General features: G+C 42.5%; 17 protein-coding genes. 16 read left to right on the plus strand and 1 reads right to left on the minus strand.

Annotated features, from left to right (window positions below; translation table 11 throughout):
- Positions 1-9: 9 nt before the first annotated feature.
- The 7 genes from EL087_RS00435 (at position 10) to EL087_RS00465 (ending at position 6,198) form a co-directional block, all read left to right on the plus strand.
- Positions 10-1,335 carry an ABC transporter substrate-binding protein gene (locus tag EL087_RS00435; protein ID WP_126406087.1) on the plus strand — a complete coding sequence of 442 codons (1,326 nt, stop codon included), beginning with the start codon at positions 10-12 and terminating at the stop codon, positions 1,333-1,335.
- A 141-nt stretch (positions 1,336-1,476) separates the two neighbouring features.
- A complete protein-coding gene (locus EL087_RS00440; protein WP_021001175.1) occupies positions 1,477-2,364 on the plus strand; it encodes a carbohydrate ABC transporter permease in 888 nt (295 codons plus the stop codon).
- Positions 2,365-2,380: 16 nt separating this feature from the next.
- Positions 2,381-3,211, plus strand: a complete 831-nt coding sequence (locus EL087_RS00445; RefSeq protein WP_126406090.1) for a carbohydrate ABC transporter permease — start codon at positions 2,381-2,383, stop codon at positions 3,209-3,211.
- Between the two features lie 13 nt (positions 3,212-3,224).
- Positions 3,225-3,680 carry a YhcH/YjgK/YiaL family protein gene (locus EL087_RS00450; RefSeq protein ID WP_126406093.1) on the plus strand — a complete coding sequence of 152 codons (456 nt, stop codon included), beginning with the start codon at positions 3,225-3,227 and terminating at the stop codon, positions 3,678-3,680.
- A gap of 24 nt (positions 3,681-3,704) precedes the next feature.
- Positions 3,705-4,352 (plus strand): YesL family protein, encoded by a 648-nt coding sequence (locus EL087_RS00455; protein ID WP_126406096.1) that lies wholly within the window; start codon positions 3,705-3,707, stop codon positions 4,350-4,352.
- Positions 4,353-4,377: 25 nt separating this feature from the next.
- Entirely contained in the window at positions 4,378-5,295 is a 918-nt protein-coding gene (locus tag EL087_RS00460; protein WP_126406099.1) for a dihydrodipicolinate synthase family protein, read from the plus strand.
- A gap of 18 nt (positions 5,296-5,313) precedes the next feature.
- A complete protein-coding gene (locus EL087_RS00465; RefSeq protein ID WP_003040949.1) occupies positions 5,314-6,198 on the plus strand; it encodes an ROK family protein in 885 nt (294 codons plus the stop codon).
- A gap of 68 nt (positions 6,199-6,266) precedes the next feature.
- On the opposite strand, the gene EL087_RS00470 is transcribed toward EL087_RS00465, so the two are convergent.
- Complete coding sequence (locus EL087_RS00470; protein WP_003028566.1) at positions 6,267-7,112, minus strand: MurR/RpiR family transcriptional regulator; 846 nt, start codon at positions 7,110-7,112, stop codon at positions 6,267-6,269.
- A 287-nt stretch (positions 7,113-7,399) separates the two neighbouring features.
- Here EL087_RS00470 and EL087_RS00475 point away from each other — a divergent pair, with 287 nt between their 5' ends.
- The 9 genes from EL087_RS00475 (at position 7,400) to EL087_RS00515 (ending at position 16,192) form a co-directional block, all read left to right on the plus strand.
- Complete coding sequence (locus EL087_RS00475) at positions 7,400-7,723, plus strand: hypothetical protein (RefSeq protein WP_022525235.1); 324 nt, start codon at positions 7,400-7,402, stop codon at positions 7,721-7,723.
- Entirely contained in the window at positions 7,713-9,671 is a 1,959-nt protein-coding gene (locus EL087_RS00480) for a V-type ATP synthase subunit I (protein WP_126406103.1), read from the plus strand. Before EL087_RS00475 ends, EL087_RS00480 begins: the two co-directional genes overlap by 11 nt.
- 96 nt (positions 9,672-9,767) lie before the next feature.
- Complete coding sequence (locus EL087_RS00485) at positions 9,768-10,247, plus strand: V-type ATP synthase subunit K (protein WP_003027244.1); 480 nt, start codon at positions 9,768-9,770, stop codon at positions 10,245-10,247.
- A 46-nt stretch (positions 10,248-10,293) separates the two neighbouring features.
- Positions 10,294-10,884 carry a hypothetical protein gene (locus EL087_RS00490; RefSeq protein ID WP_126406106.1) on the plus strand — a complete coding sequence of 197 codons (591 nt, stop codon included), beginning with the start codon at positions 10,294-10,296 and terminating at the stop codon, positions 10,882-10,884.
- Between the two features lie 11 nt (positions 10,885-10,895).
- The gene (locus EL087_RS00495; protein WP_126406109.1) at positions 10,896-11,906 is read left to right on the plus strand and encodes a V-type ATPase subunit; all 1,011 of its coding nucleotides are present in this window, start codon (positions 10,896-10,898) and stop codon (positions 11,904-11,906) included.
- A complete protein-coding gene (locus EL087_RS00500; protein ID WP_126406112.1) occupies positions 11,896-12,216 on the plus strand; it encodes a V-type ATP synthase subunit F in 321 nt (106 codons plus the stop codon). Before EL087_RS00495 ends, EL087_RS00500 begins: the two co-directional genes overlap by 11 nt.
- 7 nt (positions 12,217-12,223) lie before the next feature.
- The gene (locus tag EL087_RS00505; protein WP_126406115.1) at positions 12,224-12,919 is read left to right on the plus strand and encodes a GNAT family N-acetyltransferase; all 696 of its coding nucleotides are present in this window, start codon (positions 12,224-12,226) and stop codon (positions 12,917-12,919) included.
- Between the two features lie 104 nt (positions 12,920-13,023).
- Positions 13,024-14,814 (plus strand): V-type ATP synthase subunit A, encoded by a 1,791-nt coding sequence (locus EL087_RS00510; protein WP_126406118.1) that lies wholly within the window; start codon positions 13,024-13,026, stop codon positions 14,812-14,814.
- Positions 14,801-16,192 (plus strand): V-type ATP synthase subunit B, encoded by a 1,392-nt coding sequence (locus EL087_RS00515; RefSeq protein WP_003041062.1) that lies wholly within the window; start codon positions 14,801-14,803, stop codon positions 16,190-16,192. Before EL087_RS00510 ends, EL087_RS00515 begins: the two co-directional genes overlap by 14 nt.
- Positions 16,193-16,200: the final 8 nt, after the last annotated feature.

Raw genomic sequence — 16,200 nt, forward strand, 5'->3', positions numbered from 1 at the left:
AGAAAAAATATGAGAATGAAGAAAATACTTTGTTCGTTGTTTGCAGGAGCTGCTATTTTATCGTTGGCAGCATGTGGAAATTCAGGTGGTTCAAACAAATCAGCTGATTCAGGAAGTTCTTCTGGCAAGACAGAGATTACTTGGTGGGCTTTCCCAGTTTTCACGCAAAAAAAGGCCAGCGATGGTGTTGGTACGTATGAAAAAGAAATTATCAAAGCCTTTGAAAAAGCCAATCCAGATATTAAAGTGAAATTAGAAACTATTGACTTCAAATCTGGTCCAGAAAAAATTACAACAGCTATTGAAGCAGGAACAGCACCAGATGTGTTGTTTGACGCACCAGGACGGATTATTCAATATGGTAAAAATGGTAAATTGGCAGAATTGAACGATCTCTTTACTGATGACTTCGTCAAAGATGTCAACAACGATCAAATCATTCAAGCAAGTAAGGCTGGTGATAAAGCTTACATGTATCCAATTAGTTCTGCTCCGTTTTATATGGCATTTAATAAGAAAATGCTGAAAGAAGCTGGTGTAGAAAACCTTGTAAAAGAAGGTTGGACAACAGCTGATTTTGAAAAAGTGTTGAAAGCCTTAAAGGCTAAAGGGTATACTCCTGGCTCGCTCTTCAGTAATGGTCAAGGTGGTGACCAAGGAACACGTGCCTTTATTGCTAATTTGTATAGTGGTTCTGTTACAGATGATAAAGTGACAAAATATACAACAGACAGTCCAAACTTTGTTAAAGGGCTAAATAAAGCAGTTAGTTGGATTAAAGATGGTTTGATGACAAACGGCTCTCAATTCGATGGTGGAGCAGATATTCAAAACTTTGCAAATGGGCAAACTTCTTATACTGTTCTTTGGGCACCTGCGCAAAAAGGCATCCAAGCTAAACTCTTGAAAGCCAGTGGCGTCGAAGTTGTGGAAGTGCCATTCCCATCAGATAACGGAAAACCAGCTTTGGAATACCTTGTAAATGGTTTTGGTATCTTTAACAATAAAGATAAAAAGAAAGTGGAAGCTGCTAAGAAATTGGTCAAATTTATCGCTGATGATAAAAAGTGGGGACCACAAAATGTTGTTCGTACAGGCGCCTTCCCAGTCCGTTCCTCATTTGGAAAATTGTATAATGACAAACGGATGGAAACAATCAGTACTTGGACAAAATATTATTCACCATACTACAACACTATTGACGGATTTGCTGAAATGAGAACGCTCTGGTTCCCAATGTTGCAATCTGTTTCAAATGGTGACGAAAAAGTTGAATCTGCTTTGAAGACCTTTACAGAAAAAGCAAATGAAACCATTAAAAAAGCTCAAAAATAAGTAATTGAATTCTCCCCTTTTTCTGTCGTCAGTTATGTATAAATAGGAAAAGGGGAATTTCTATAAAAGGATAAAAGCGGGAAAGAACTCAAAAAGCTTTAAAAGAGTTGGTTTCCCTCTAATCTAAACGAGGTGCTTGATGTGAAAGTAAATAAAATAAGAATGAGAGAAACCTTGGTATCCTATGCCTTTTTAGCACCAGTTCTATTATTCTTTATTGTCTTTGTATTAGCGCCGATGGTGATGGGATTTGTAACGAGTTTCTTTAATTATTCTATGACATCCTTTTCATTCGTTGGATTGGACAATTACTCACGAATGTTTAAAGATCCAGTCTTTATCAAATCTCTCATCAATACGGTGATTATTGTGATTGGCTCAGTGCCAATTGTTGTGCTGTTTTCTTTGTTTGTAGCGTCACAGACCTATAGTCAAAATGCGATTGCACGCTCTTTCTACCGTTTTGTCTTCTTCCTGCCGGTGGTAACAGGGAGTGTAGCGGTAACCGTTGTATGGAAATGGATTTACGACCCGCTGTCAGGGATTTTAAACTTTGTACTAAAGTCAGGGCATGTCATCAATCAAAACATTTCCTGGCTAGGAGATAAGCATTGGGCTTTAATGGCGATTATTGTGATTTTGCTGACAACTTCTGTCGGACAACCCATTATTCTCTATATTGCTGCTATGGGAAATATTGACAATTCATTGGTGGAAGCTGCGCGTGTTGACGGAGCGACAGAACTGCAAGTTTTCTGGAAGATTAAATGGCCGAGCTTACTTCCGACAACGCTTTATATTGCGATTATTACTACGATTAACTCTTTCCAATGTTTTGCCTTGATTCAGCTATTGACATCTGGAGGTCCGAATTATTCAACCAGTACCTTGATGTATTACCTTTATGAAAAAGCTTTCAAGTTATCTGAATATGGTTATGCCAATACCATGGGGGTATTTTTAGCTGTCATGATTGCTTTGATTAGCTTTGCCCAATTCAAGATTCTTGGAAATGACGTCGAATATTAAAGAAAGGAGAGACAAGATGAAACAGAAAAAAATAAGTGCCTTTACGGTTATTTCAACGATTATTCTATTGGTATTGACCGTTCTCTTTGTTTTCCCTTTCTATTGGATTTTGACGGGAGCCTTTAAGTCTCAACCAGATACGATTGTCATTCCGCCTCAATGGTGGCCTAAAATGCCAACACTGGAAAATTTTGAGCAGTTAATGGTGCAAAACCCAGCCTTGCAATGGATGTGGAATAGTGTCTTTATCTCACTAGCAACCATGTTTTTGGTCTGCATTACCTCTTCTTTAGCAGGTTATGTTCTAGCCAAAAAGCGTTTTTATGGTCAACGTATTCTTTTTGCGACCTTTATCGCTGCCATGGCTTTGCCTAAGCAAGTTGTGTTGGTTCCTCTGGTTCGTATTGTCAATTTTATGGGAATTCACGATACATTGGCTGCGGTTATTTTGCCACTTGTCGGCTGGCCTTTTGGTGTCTTTCTCATGAAGCAATTTAGCGAAAATATCCCAACAGAATTGTTGGAATCTGCTAAGATGGACGGTTGTGGTGAGATTCGTACTTTTTGGAATGTAGCTTTTCCGATTGTGAAACCAGGTTTTGCTGCCCTTGCCATTTTTACCTTTATCAACACATGGAATGACTACTTTATGCAATTGGTCATGCTGACATCGCGGCAGAATCTAACTATTTCACTAGGGGTAGCAACAATGCAAGCTGAAATGGCGACCAACTATGGTTTGATTATGGCTGGTGCTGCTATGGCAGCGGTTCCGATTGTAGCTGTCTTCTTGGTATTCCAAAAATCCTTCACGCAAGGTATTACCATGGGAGCTGTGAAAGGCTAAGGAGGATGACCAAATGATTTTCGATGAATTGGAAAATCTCGCCCACTACAAAGGTATCCATGAGAATTTAGATTGCGCCATTGATTATCTCCTGACGCACGATTTAAACGATTGTGAATTAGGGCGGTACGAGATCGATGGAGAAAAAGCCTTTCTGTTTGTACAGGAAAATGAATTGTGTTCTGACACGACAGATGAATGTGAATTTCATCAAGATTATCTGGATTTGCATTTGCTTTTAGCAGGGCATGAAATCATTCGATATGGCAACAGGGTAAAAGAAGTGAGAAAACCGTATGATAAAAAGAAGGACATTGGCTTTGTGACTTGTGAGCAATCTCTTCCATTTTATTTGGATAAACAGAATTTTGTTCTATTTTTACCTAATGAGTCTCATCAGCCCAATAGGTTTGCTGGTAAAGGTGATACGGTCAAAAAATGTGTCGTCAAAGTTTTGCTCAACGATTGAAATAATTGATTAGGAGGTAGAACCATGGAAAAGAGAGGTTCTCAGTTAATACGAAGTCTATTTGATACAGATAATTTCTTTATGAGAATATGTGAGAAAATATTAGATTTGGTGACTGTGAACTTGCTCTTTTTGCTGTCCTGCTTGCCAATTGTTACGATTGGTATTGCAAAGATGAGCTTGTATCAGACTTTGTTTGTTATCAAAGATTCGCGACGCGTAAAAGTCACAGCAACCTATGTGCAGGCTTTTAGAAAAAACTGGAAAATTGGTTTCAAACTCGGTTTGCTAGAGTTGCTGATTGTAGGTATCAGTCTATTTGACCTCATGCTCTTTTGGCGACAAGAGACGCTACCATTTCAAATGTTAAAAGCTACTTGTATTGGTCTCATCATTTTTGCTAGTTTGCTGTTTTTATGTGTCTATCCTTTGGCAGCTAAGTTTGAAATGACCATAAAAGATCTGCTGCAAACGAGTCTTATCATGGTGAGTTTGCATTTCCCGTGGTTCTTTTTGATGATAGCCTTATTAGCCGCAATCATCTTTTTCCTCTCTAGTTCAGGATTTGTGTTGCTACTAGGCTTTACTCTTTTTGTATTAGTCGGTTTTGCAGCCTTAGGATTTTTGCAATTGCCAATCATGGAAACTATTTTTAATAAGTACAAACGATAAAATCAATCAAATTGGAGAATAAAATATGAGAGATTTAAAAAAATACGAAGGGGTCATTCCGGCCTTTTATGCCTGCTATGATGACCAAGGTGAGATTAGTCCGGAGCGCGTGCGGGCTTTGGTAGAATATTTCCTCAAAAAAGGAGTTCAGGGCTTGTATGTCAATGGCTCGTCGGGGGAGTGTATCTATCAAAGCGTTGCCGATAGGAAATTGATTTTGGAAGAGGTCATGGCGGTGGCAAAAGGGAAACTAACGATTATTGCCCACGTCGCTTGCAACAACACTAAGGATAGTGTGGAATTGGCACGCCATGCAAAAAGTTTGGGAGTAGATGCTATTGCGGCTATTCCGCCGATTTACTTCCGCTTGCCAGAATACTCGGTTGCCCAATATTGGAACGATATTAGCGCAGCTGCGCCACAAATAGACTTCGTGATTTACAATATTCCGCAGTTGGCAGGTGTAGCTCTGACGCCGAGTCTCTATACAGAAATGCTCAAAAATGAATGCGTGATTGGTGTGAAGAACTCTTCCATGCCTGTCCAAGACATTCAAACCTTTGCAGCACTTGGTGGAGAAGACCACCTCGTCTTTAATGGTCCAGATGAACAGTTCTTAGGTGGTCGCCTGATGGGAGCAAGAGCAGGTATCGGCGGAACGTATGGAGCAATGCCAGAGCTTTTCTTGAAGCTCAATCAATTGATTGCCGACAAAGAACTGGAAAAAGCAAAAGAACTGCAATTTACCATTAACGCTATTATCGGGAAATTAACTGCTGCTCATGGAAATATGTATTCTGTCATCAAGGAAGTCTTGAAAATCAATGAAAATCTGAATATCGGTTCTGTCCGTTCTCCATTAACACCAGTGACAGACGCGGATCGTCCGATTGTAGAAGAAGCGGCGCGTTTGATTCGGGAAGCAAAAGAAGCATTCCTATAATAGAAAAAGAGGTGGATTATGGGGAAATATATTGCCATTGATATTGGTGGAACAAATATCAAATATGGTCTGATTGATGATACCGACACCTTGCTGGAAGCGCATGAAATCCCAACAGAGGCTCATAAGGGCGGTCCAGAAATTTTACACAAGGTAAAGGGAATTGTAGCACGTTATTTAGAACAAATTCCAGTTGCTGGGGTTTGTATCTCCTCAGCCGGAATGGTCGATCCAGATAAAGGAGAAATCTTTTATGCTGGCCCTCAGATTCCAAATTATGCTGGTACTCAGTTCAAGAAAGTGGTAGAAGAAACATTTGCCGTTCCTTGTGAGATTGAAAATGATGTCAATTGTGCTGGCTTGGCGGAAGTTATGTCAGGCAGCGGCAAGGGAGCGAGCATTGCGATTTGTTTGACGATTGGAACGGGTATCGGTGGTTGCTTGCTGGTGGACGGTCAGGTTTTCCACGGTTTTAGTAATTCGGCCTGTGAAGTCGGTTATGTGTATCTGCCAGACGGTGCTTTCCAAGATGTGGCTTCAACGACTGCCATGGTCAACTATGTAGCAGAGCTTCACGGAGAAGATCCTACTATGTGGAATGGACGCCGCATTTTCAAAGAAGCGACCGAAGGAAATGCACGTTGTATCCAAGGAATCGACCGCATGGTCAACTATTTGGGGCAAGGGATTGCGAATATTTGCTATGTGGCCAATCCAGAAGTGGTGATCTTAGGTGGCGGCATTATGGGTCAAGAGGCCATTCTTCGTCCTCGAATTGAGACTGCTATGAAAGCTTGTCTGGTACCAAGTATTGCTGAAAAAACCAAGCTCGCTTTTGCTCATCATCAAAATGCTGCAGGGATGTTTGGAGCTTATTATCACTTTAAAAATAAACATCATTAACGAAAAGCCTTCTATAATGAAAATGAGCAAATCCTTTGGTGAGGAGATGCTCATTTTTATTTGGTCCCTTATTTGTGTCGCCTGTAATAGCCGTTTAATTTTTGATTTTCCCAAAAGCTGTTGAAGATTTTTTCCTTCTTTTCCCGGTCAATTTCTAGGAAAAAGGCATAAAGGAGGTCAATCATAAGTAGCATAGGAAACTGTGCTGAGATGCGTAAGATATACTCTGGTTTGCTTTGAATGGCAACAGTGATGATTTCAGTAAAGGTTTCTTTGACTTTGTTGGGGTGTCCTGTTACTAACACCGTTTTCGCACCCATTGCTTGAGCGTCGATGAGGCTGTTGATGATAGATTGCGTTCCTCCGGACAAAGAAAATCCAATAACCAAGCAATTTTCATCTAGGATACTGGTTGTCCAAGCAAAACCGTCTTGATCTGTCAACGCTTCGCAGACAACACCAAGCCGCATGAAGCGCAGTTTCATATCGCGTGCGACAAGACCAGAGCTTCCCGTCCCAAAGAAATAGACGCGGTCAGCTGCTTCGATGAGATTGGCAACGCGCAGCAGTTTGTCTTCGTCAACCAATTCCTCAGTTTGTTGACGGATTTGAGCATAGTTTCGTAGCACTCTACGAGATAAGTCATTTTGTACTTTCTCGTCCTGTTCCGCGTTTTCTTGCAATTGATGAAGGTATTGAAAATTAAACTCTCTGTAGCCTTTAAATCCGCATTTCTTTGCAAAGCGTGTCAAGGCTGCTTGAGAGATGTAGAGAGCTTGCGCAACTTTTTGAGAAGAGAGATCGTCATAGATGCTAGAAGGGCTCAAAAAGTAGTTGGCAATCCGCTTTTCTAAGTCGGTCATGCTATCAAAGTGGCTTTCAATCGTCGTTAAGATATGCTGCGTATTTTCCATAAGAGGTCACTTTCTTTGCTGGTGATAGTTATAGAACAACTGTTTTAAGAGTATAATTGTATTATAACATTTTTAAGGGGAATTAAGTAGGAGGGAGCTTTTCAGGACAGGTAGTTAGGAAACACGTAAATAAGCAGGAAATATAAACTGATAGAGTGGAAAATGCAATATAAAAAATGTTCATCTACCTAGAAAAGAAATAAAACTCTGTGACGAATGATTTGAAAATGTGTTATAATTTACACAAGAAAGCGTTACACCTATTGTGTCAAAAGGAGGTGCGAGATATGACGAATGCTACTCTTGAGCAAATGCAGGAAATTGAGCAAGCAGCAGATGAAGTGTTGGCGGGCTATAAAAGTCAAATTCAGGAATTGCGAGAGCAAGCGGCTAGTAATCTGAAACAGCTAGGGCAATCTTACGACGAAGAGAAAGAGCGATTGGTGACCGAGTTAAAGGAGCGCTCTGAACGAGAGTTAGCTGTCTTAACACAGGATTTAGAGCAAACGAGACAAGAGAACGAAGAAAAAGCCCAAGCGGCTTTGTCAAATAAAAAAGAAGTGCTGCTACAAATGATTGTGGACAGGGTGGTAGAAAAATATGGCCATTAGTCAAATGCAGGAGTTGTCGCTGCTATTGCCAAAAGATTTGTTGGATGATGTCCTCTCCTATTTGCAAAATCTCCAGTCGGTTGAAATTCAAAACTTGCAGACAAAAGAGACTTGGCAGGGAGCTTTCGAGCAAGAGTTAGTGTGGAATCCTGATAAGTCTTTCTCGGAACATCTTCAAACTTTGACTCGGCGGCAGGAAAAACTTGCAAATATGATTGAACGTTTGCAAGCGTTTGTGCCAAAGAAGAAATTACTGGAGTCGTTGAAGGAAGCTCCTTTGGAAACAACCTTTGTAAGTCTAGAAGAAGCAGGGCAGGCGCGTGATGAAGAAGCGCTTCTTGCTAACATTCAACAACAATTTCAATCGTTGGCAAGAGCACAGGAAGTTAAAGAAAGAGCTCAGTCAGATGTGGCAGAGCTAGAAAAATGGGCAAGTTTAGCCGTTACGCCGTCAGCACTTAAGCATTTTAAACACCTTCGTGCGTTTGTGGGAAGCATTCCAAGCAGTGAGAACAATCAGCTAAATGCTCGATTACGGGACTATCCTAATCTGGAAGTCCAAGAGATTTTCACCAGTACCACAGAAAGTGGAATTCTTGTGCTATGTAAAGCAGAAACAGCTAAGGAAATGCAAGCATTCTTGACAGAGCTTGGTTTCAAACCTTTTGAATATCCCTTTGAAGAATTGCCTAGTGAGCGCTTGACATCGTTAAAAGAAACGATAAGGGAGCAAGAAACGGTTATCAGCTCAACGCAAACGCAGCTTGCAGCTTCCAGCAAGGAACTGCAACAGCTCAAACTTCAGTTGGACTATATTTTGAATCTTACTTCTCGCCAAGAAAGCAAGGGAGATCTTGCCAGTACGCAGAATTTGGTTGCTTTAGAAGGCTGGATTGAGCAAGAGCAGATAGAAGATTTGAAAATGGGTCTTGCGCAACAATTTGGTGGGACTGTCTTGCTTCAAATCCATGAAATGGAGGCAGCTGATCGACAGCGAGTCCCGACAAAACTTAAAAATAATGCTCTGATTGAGCCCTTTGAGCTGGTGACAGAGATGTATTCGTTGCCGAAATACGAAGATAAAGATCCAACGCCTGTTGTTTCGGTCTTCTACTTTATCTTTTTTGGCATGATGGCAGCTGATATTGGCTATGGTCTGTTGCTCTTTGGCGGAACGACTTGGGCTTTGAAGACTTTATATGTTAAGCCAAGTCTAGCAAAGAATTTACGCTTTTTTAGAATTTTAGGAATTGGCGTTGCACTCTGGGGAGTGATTTATGGTTCTTTCTTTGGCTTCAAATTGCCTTTTGCGCTCATTGATACCAGCACAGATGTGATAACCATTTTGATTATTTCGGTCGTGATTGGCTTTATAACAGTCATGACAGGACTGTTTCTCAGTGGCAAAAAGAACATTCGCATGAAGGATTATGCGGCAGCTTATAATTCAGGTTTTGCGTGGATGCTGATTCTCATTGGTCTGGCTTTGCTAGCAGCGGGGCGACTGTTCCCAACTCTTGCTATGGTCGGCTTTATCGGGCAATGGCTGGCTATTGTAAATGCTGTCGGCATTGTACTGGTTTCTATTATCAGCGCTAAGAGTTTGAAAGGCTTGGGTCCTGCACTGTTTAATCTATACAATATCAGCAGCTATGTGGGAGACTTGGTGAGCTTTACGCGACTCATGGCTTTGGGGCTTGCTGGTGCAAGCATTGGCTCAGCCTTTAATTTAATTGTTAGTCTCTTTCCGCCTTTTGTTCGCTTTAGTATTGGGATTGTGCTGTTTCTCGTCCTCCACGGTATCAATATGTTTCTCTCCTTTTTATCAGGCTATGTGCACGGAGCGCGTTTGATTTTTGTTGAATTTTTTGGGAAATTCTACGACGGTGGCGGAAAAGCTTTTAAACCTTTGAAGCCAGCAGAGAAATATGTCCGCTACAAAAAATAGCACAGCGAAATTATTTTAGCAACTCAGCTAGAAGTTTTATGTCATTGACAAAATTACCAAATAAATAATGTTTACTATTAGAAATGGAGTTTATTCATGCAAGCTTTTTCATCTTATTTTTCAACTTACGGTGGTGCTTTTTTTGCCGCACTCGGTGTGGTTTTTGCGATTTTTCTCAGCGGTATCGGTTCTGCGCGCAATGTCGGTTCAACCGGTCAGGCTGCGGCAGCCCTATTAAAAGAACAACCTGAGAAATTCGTTAGCGCTTTGATTTTGCAGCTTTTGCCAGGTACGCAAGGCTTGTACGGTTTTGTTATCGGGATTTTGATTTTCTTTAAAATCCAGCCTGAAATGGCTCTTCAGACAGGTCTAGCCCTCTTTTTTGCCGCACTGCCAATCGGAATTGTTGGTTATTATTCTGCTAAATATCAAGGAAATGTAGCAACCGCTGGTATGCAAATTTTGGCGAAGCGACCTGAAGATGTCATGAAAGGGGTTATCCTCGCTGCTATGGTAGAAACCTATGCTATCCTTGCCTTTGTTGTATCTCTTTTGATGGTTTTAAATGTAAAATGAGACAGGTTCAATGTCTTGAAACAAGATTGCATAGAAGGAGGCAGATATGGAATTTGAATCTCATTTGAGGGATTCGGTTTTGGAGCAGGCGCATGAAAATGGGCGGCAGCTATTAGCCGATGCTAAAGAGTCTATTGAGCGTGAAGCTAAAGAGCAAGAAGCACGGTTGAAACAAGAAAAACTGCAACAGCGTGAGCAAGAAATAAAAGCGATCAATCGTCAGGTACAGCGTGAAGTGCAGCAGCTAGAAAATGAAAAACGTCAGTCTACTTTGGCGACCAAGCAAGGGATTTTGAAAGAATTATTTGCGGGGGCTTGTGAGCAAATGGCGGCTTGGTCGGTCGAGCAGGAGCAGGATTTCTTGGAGCAGGTCTTAAAAAAGTATCCGCAAGAAGAACTTGTTTTGACAGTTGGCTCACGGACATTGGTTAAATATTCGGCTGGACAATTGGAACGATTGTTAGAGCACTATCCGCACGTAAAATTGGCTTCCTCGTCTGTGAGTGGAGAAGCAGGTTTTCTCCTTTCGCGAGGCAATATTGACGATAATTACCTCTATCGCAATTTAGTAGATTCTTTGTGGCAGGAGGAGAGTTATCAGCTTGCTCAGACGATTTTCCAAGACGAAGCAGACTAAGGAGGCGTTCTATGAATGAAAAGACCTTCGCTCAAGTGAATACAGAAATTAGCATTCATGAGAGTAGCTTTTTAAGCCTAGCGCAATACGAGCAGTTGTTGCGGACTTTCACTTCTGAAAGTCGGTCAGCAGCTTTGGAAGGAACGGTTTATAGTCTGGATCATGAGCAACTAACAGACTTAAATGCGATTGAGAAGTTTCTCATGAAACATTTGTTTGCAGAGTATGCTTGGGCTTTTGAAGTCAGTCCAGAATCTGCTTTGGTGGAGTTTTTTACGCTCAAATATACCTATCACAATCTTAAGGTGCTGCTTAAGCACAAGGCAACAGGTTTGAATTTAAAACCCCTCTTGATTATGGTTGGACCTTATCCTTTAGATATTTTGGAGCATTTGGTTGCAACCTTTTCTGCTGAACATTGTCCTAATTTTATGGCGGATGAAATAGCAGCAACTTGGGCGGAATATCAAGATTATCAAGATGTGCGCGTTCTGGAAATTGGGATGGATCTGGCTTATTTCAAACACTTAAAAAGCTTGGAGTCTGCATTTGAAGACGAGCGGCTTAAGCAACTGGTGCGGTTGACGATTGATTTTTATAATGCAGTAACGGTGCAGCGTTCCATTCGTCACCAAAAACCGCACAGTTTCATGACACAGTTGTTATCAGATGAAGGCTCTTTGACGAGTGCAGAGTGGATTGAGTTGGCAGAAAAAGGCGATCTTGCTGGCTGGTTTTCCAAAGTTAATCCATTAGAATTTGACGCAGAATTACGCATTTATGAAGAAAAAATGCGTTCGGATAAGTTGACAAATATTGAACTGGAGTATTTGGCAGACTTGGTTCAGTTTAAGCTCTTAGAACAAGGGCGATTTGAAACAAGTGGTCCGCTTCCGCTCTCTCGTTATTTATTGGGAAAAGAGCTGGAAGTGAAGAATCTTCGACTTATTTTGACTGGTTTGACAAATCAGCTTCCAGTAGAGATGATTAAAGAAAGGATAAGACCGATTTATGGCCAGTAAAACTTATAAAATTGGTGTGGTGGGGAACCGCGATGCCATTCTGCCTTTTCGCCTGATTGGTTTTCAGACTTTTCCAGTCACCGAAGCGACCGAAGCGGTGAATACTTTACGGCGATTGAGTCGAGAAGATTTTGCTATTATTTATTTGACAGAAGATACGGCTGCTGAAATCCCTGAAACGCTGGCTTACTATGATAAGCAAGTGCTGCCAGCGATTATCTTAATTCCGACCCATAAAGGGGTAATGGGATTAGGACAGAAGCGTATTCGCGAGAACGTAGAAAAAGCAGTTGGACAGGATATATTGTGAGGTTTTTATGAAAATGAATGAATTAGGCCAGCCCATTGGAGATGCCCTGCCGAATTTCAAACCGGGAGATTTGCCCAATCTGGAGCGACTAGAAGGACAATATGTTATCGTTGAATGTCTGTCCAAGGACAAACATGGGTCGGATTTGTATGAAGTCTATGGTCCGGATTCTCCTGCTGATATGTGGACGTATCTCTTTCAAAATCCTGTTCAAAGTCAGGAAGAATGGTCGACCTTGCTAGATCAGATGCTGGCAGATCAGGATCGTTTTTACTATGCCATTGTAGACAAGGAGAGTGGCAAGGCATTGGGTACTTTTGCTCTAATGAGGATTAATCGGGGTAGCCGTGTCATTGAGGTGGGGTCTGTGACCTATTCGCCCCAATTGAAACGAACCAGACTGGCGACAGAAGCCCAATATCTGTTGGCACGTTACGTTTTTGAGGAGCTGGAGTATCGCCGCTACGAGTGGAAATGCGATGCACTCAATCAACCTTCAAGATACGCAGCAGAAAGGCTTGGTTTTATCTACGAGGGCACTTTTCGTCAGGCAGTTGTTTATAAAGGGCGTAACCGAGATACTGATTGGCTAGCCATGATTGACAAGGACTGGCCAGCGGTCAAAATTCGTTTAGAAAAATGGCTAAGCCCAGATAATTTTGATGAAAATGGGCAACAAATAAAATCCTTATCTGATTTTTAAAATAAGAAGTATCAATTTTTGCTGTAGAGATAGCTAAGAAGGGTTTCAAGCTCACGGCAAGGATAGAAAATAAGCAAAAATCTCCCAAAGAATGGAGGAAGATTGTGAGTCAAGGAAAGATTATAAAAGTTTCGGGTCCTTTGGTAGTAGCTTCTGGGATGCAGGAAGCGAATATTCAGGATATTTGTCGTGTGGGCAATTTGGGCTTGATTGGGGAAATCATCGAGATGCGTCGAGATGAAGCTTCTATTCAGGTGTATGAAGAAACCTCTGGTCTTGGACCAGGAGAGCCGGTGGAAACGACGGGGAGTCCGTTGTCGGTCGAATTGGGACCAGGGTTGATTTCGCAAATGTTTGACGGAATTCAGCGTCCTTTGGCACGCTTTCAAACAGTAACTAATAGTGACTTTTTGGTGCGCGGAGTGCAGTTGCCTCATCTGAATCGTGAGACCAAGTGGGACTTTGCGCCTTGTCTGGAGATTGGAGTAGAGGTAACAGCCGGAGATATTCTGGGCACGGTTCAAGAAACCGAGCTGGTAGTCCACCGCATTCTAGTGCCAATTGGTGTCAGCGGTCGTGTGACTAAGATAGAAGCGGGGAGTTATACTGTCAATCAGCCTGTCTATGAGATTGAACAGGCAGATGGAGCCGTTTTTGTTGGCAGTCTTATGCAGAAGTGGCCGGTTCGTCGAGGTCGCCCCTTTGCTCAAAAGCTAATTCCAGAGGAGCCTTTGGTGACGGGTCAACGAGTGATTGATACCTTTTTCCCTGTGACCAAGGGCGGTGCGGCTGCTGTTCCAGGCCCTTTCGGTGCGGGAAAGACCGTTGTTCAGCATCAGGTTGCTAAGTTTGCCAATGTGGATATCGTGATTTATGTAGGTTGCGGTGAGCGGGGCAATGAAATGACCGATGTGCTCAATGAATTTCCAGAGCTGATTGATCCAGCAACTGGTCAGTCTATCATGCAGCGAACTGTTCTGATTGCCAACACGTCCAATATGCCAGTTGCGGCGCGTGAAGCTTCTATCTATACAGGAATTACGATTGCTGAATACTTCCGAGATATGGGGTATTCTGTCGCTATTATGGCAGATTCAACATCTCGTTGGGCAGAAGCTCTGCGGGAAATGTCAGGACGTTTGGAAGAAATGCCGGGTGACGAAGGCTATCCAGCCTATCTGGGCAGCCGTATTGCTGAATATTACGAACGAGCGGGTCGGGTTAAAACCTTAGGGAGTGACGAGCGTGAGGGAAGCATTACCGCAATCGGCGCTGTTTCCCCTCCGGGTGGAGATATTTCTGAGCCAGTCACGCAAAACACTCTGCGGATTGTCAAAGTTTTCTGGGGCTTGGACGCTCAGTTGGCACAACGTCGCCATTTCCCTGCGATTAACTGGCTTAGTTCTTACTCACTTTATCTAGATGAGGTAGGGTACTATATCAATCAGCATGAACAGTTGACTTGGTCGGAAAAAGTAACCAAGGCGATGAATGTTCTTCAAAAAGAGAGTGAGCTACAGGAAATCGTGCGGCTGGTTGGTCTGGATTCTCTGTCTGAAAGGGATCGTCTCACCATGAATACAGCTAAAATGATTCGTGAGGATTACCTGCAGCAGAATGCTTTTGATGAGGTTGACACCTACACTTCCTTTAAAAAACAAGTAGCTTTGCTCACTAATATTTTAACATTTGATGAGGAAGCCAATCGTGCCTTGAATTTAGGTGCCTACTTTACCGAAATCATGAACGGTACTGTGGAGCTGCGAGATCGAATTGCTCGCTCTAAATTTATCCCGGAAGAGCAGCTGGATGCAATTTGTAATTTGGATGCTGCTATTCGAGAAAACTTACATGATATTCTTGCCCAAGGAGGAGCAGACAATGAACGTGATTAAAGAATACCGTACCGTCAGCGAAGTTGTTGGTCCTTTGATGATTGTGGAGCAAGTTGAAGGTGTGCATTTTAATGAGCTGGTGGAAATCCAGCTCCATGATGGAACCAAGCGTCAGGGACAGGTCTTGGAAGTGCAGGAAGACAAGGCGATGGTGCAGCTGTTTGAAGGCTCCAGTGGTATTAATCTAGAAAAAGCCAAGGTTCGTTTTACCGGTCGACCGCTTGAATTGCCAGTGTCAGAAGATATGGTAGGACGAATTTTCAACGGTATGGGCAAGCCTATTGACGGGGGGCCTGACATTCTGCCTGAGAAGTATCTAGATATTGACGGTCAAGCCATCAATCCAGTCGCGCGAGATTATCCCGATGAGTTTATCCAGACGGGGATTTCAGCTATTGATCACCTCAATACTTTAGTTCGAGGACAAAAATTGCCAGTTTTCTCTGGTTCAGGTCTGCCTCACAAGGAATTGGCTGCCCAAATTGCTCGTCAAGCTACGGTGCTCAATTCAGAAGAAAATTTTGCGGTGGTTTTTGCGGCTATGGGGATTACCTTTGAAGAAGCCGAATTTTTCATGAATGATTTGCGAGAGACGGGAGCTATTGATCGCTCTATCCTCTTCATCAACCTAGCCAATGATCCTGCTATTGAGCGGATTGCGACACCGCGGATTGCCCTGACTGCCGCTGAATATTTGGCTTATGAAAAAGACATGCACGTTCTCGTCATCATGACAGATATGACCAATTACTGCGAGGCCTTGCGAGAAGTATCCGCTGCTCGCCGAGAAGTGCCGGGGCGTCGAGGTTATCCGGGTTATCTCTATACTAACCTCTCTACTCTTTATGAACGGGCGGGACGCTTGGTGGGAAAGAAAGGCTCGGTGACGCAGATTCCTATCCTCACCATGCCTGAGGATGATATCACTCATCCCATTCCTGATTTGACTGGTTACATTACTGAGGGTCAGATTATCCTGTCGCGTGACCTTTACAACAGTGGGTATCGTCCACCGATTAACGTACTGCCGTCTCTTTCGCGCCTCAAAGACAAGGGTTCTGGCGAAGGAAAGACTCGGGGAGACCATGCAGCAACCATGAATCAGCTCTTTGCGGCTTATGCACAAGGCAAACAAGCCAAAGAATTAGCGGTTGTATTGGGAGAATCCGCCTTATCTGACACCGATAAGCTCTATGTTCAATTTACCGAACGATTTGAAAAAGAGTACATCAATCAAGGTTTTTATACCAATCGGACGATTGAAGAAAGTCTGGATTTAGGCTGGGAATTGTTGTCTATCTTGCCACGGACGGAGCTTAAGCGGATCAAGGACGACATGATTGACCAATATTTACCAGAAAGCAAGCAGCATATTTAAGGAGGTGA

It is taken from the genome of Streptococcus milleri (genome assembly GCF_900636525.1).
GTDB classification, from domain to species: domain Bacteria; phylum Bacillota; class Bacilli; order Lactobacillales; family Streptococcaceae; genus Streptococcus; species Streptococcus hominis.

What these genes read in the sequence shown, in the direction of transcription:
- EL087_RS00435 (WP_126406087.1), top strand. Translation starts at nt 10, where the DNA reads ATGAGAATGAAGAAAATACTTTGTTCGTTGTTTGCAGGAGCTGCTATT.
- EL087_RS00445 (WP_126406090.1), top strand. Translation starts at nt 2,381, where the DNA reads ATGAAACAGAAAAAAATAAGTGCCTTTACGGTTATTTCAACGATTATT.
- EL087_RS00450 (WP_126406093.1), top strand. Translation starts at nt 3,225, where the DNA reads ATGATTTTCGATGAATTGGAAAATCTCGCCCACTACAAAGGTATCCAT.
- EL087_RS00455 (WP_126406096.1), top strand. Translation starts at nt 3,705, where the DNA reads ATGGAAAAGAGAGGTTCTCAGTTAATACGAAGTCTATTTGATACAGAT.
- EL087_RS00460 (WP_126406099.1), top strand. Translation starts at nt 4,378, where the DNA reads ATGAGAGATTTAAAAAAATACGAAGGGGTCATTCCGGCCTTTTATGCC.
- EL087_RS00465 (WP_003040949.1), top strand. Translation starts at nt 5,314, where the DNA reads ATGGGGAAATATATTGCCATTGATATTGGTGGAACAAATATCAAATAT.
- EL087_RS00470 (WP_003028566.1), bottom strand. Translation starts at nt 7,112, where the DNA reads ATGGAAAATACGCAGCATATCTTAACGACGATTGAAAGCCACTTTGAT.
- EL087_RS00475 (WP_022525235.1), top strand. Translation starts at nt 7,400, where the DNA reads ATGACGAATGCTACTCTTGAGCAAATGCAGGAAATTGAGCAAGCAGCA.
- EL087_RS00480 (WP_126406103.1), top strand. Translation starts at nt 7,713, where the DNA reads ATGGCCATTAGTCAAATGCAGGAGTTGTCGCTGCTATTGCCAAAAGAT.
- EL087_RS00485 (WP_003027244.1), top strand. Translation starts at nt 9,768, where the DNA reads ATGCAAGCTTTTTCATCTTATTTTTCAACTTACGGTGGTGCTTTTTTT.
- EL087_RS00490 (WP_126406106.1), top strand. Translation starts at nt 10,294, where the DNA reads ATGGAATTTGAATCTCATTTGAGGGATTCGGTTTTGGAGCAGGCGCAT.
- EL087_RS00495 (WP_126406109.1), top strand. Translation starts at nt 10,896, where the DNA reads ATGAATGAAAAGACCTTCGCTCAAGTGAATACAGAAATTAGCATTCAT.
- EL087_RS00500 (WP_126406112.1), top strand. Translation starts at nt 11,896, where the DNA reads ATGGCCAGTAAAACTTATAAAATTGGTGTGGTGGGGAACCGCGATGCC.
- EL087_RS00505 (WP_126406115.1), top strand. Translation starts at nt 12,224, where the DNA reads ATGAAAATGAATGAATTAGGCCAGCCCATTGGAGATGCCCTGCCGAAT.
- EL087_RS00515 (WP_003041062.1), top strand. Translation starts at nt 14,801, where the DNA reads ATGAACGTGATTAAAGAATACCGTACCGTCAGCGAAGTTGTTGGTCCT.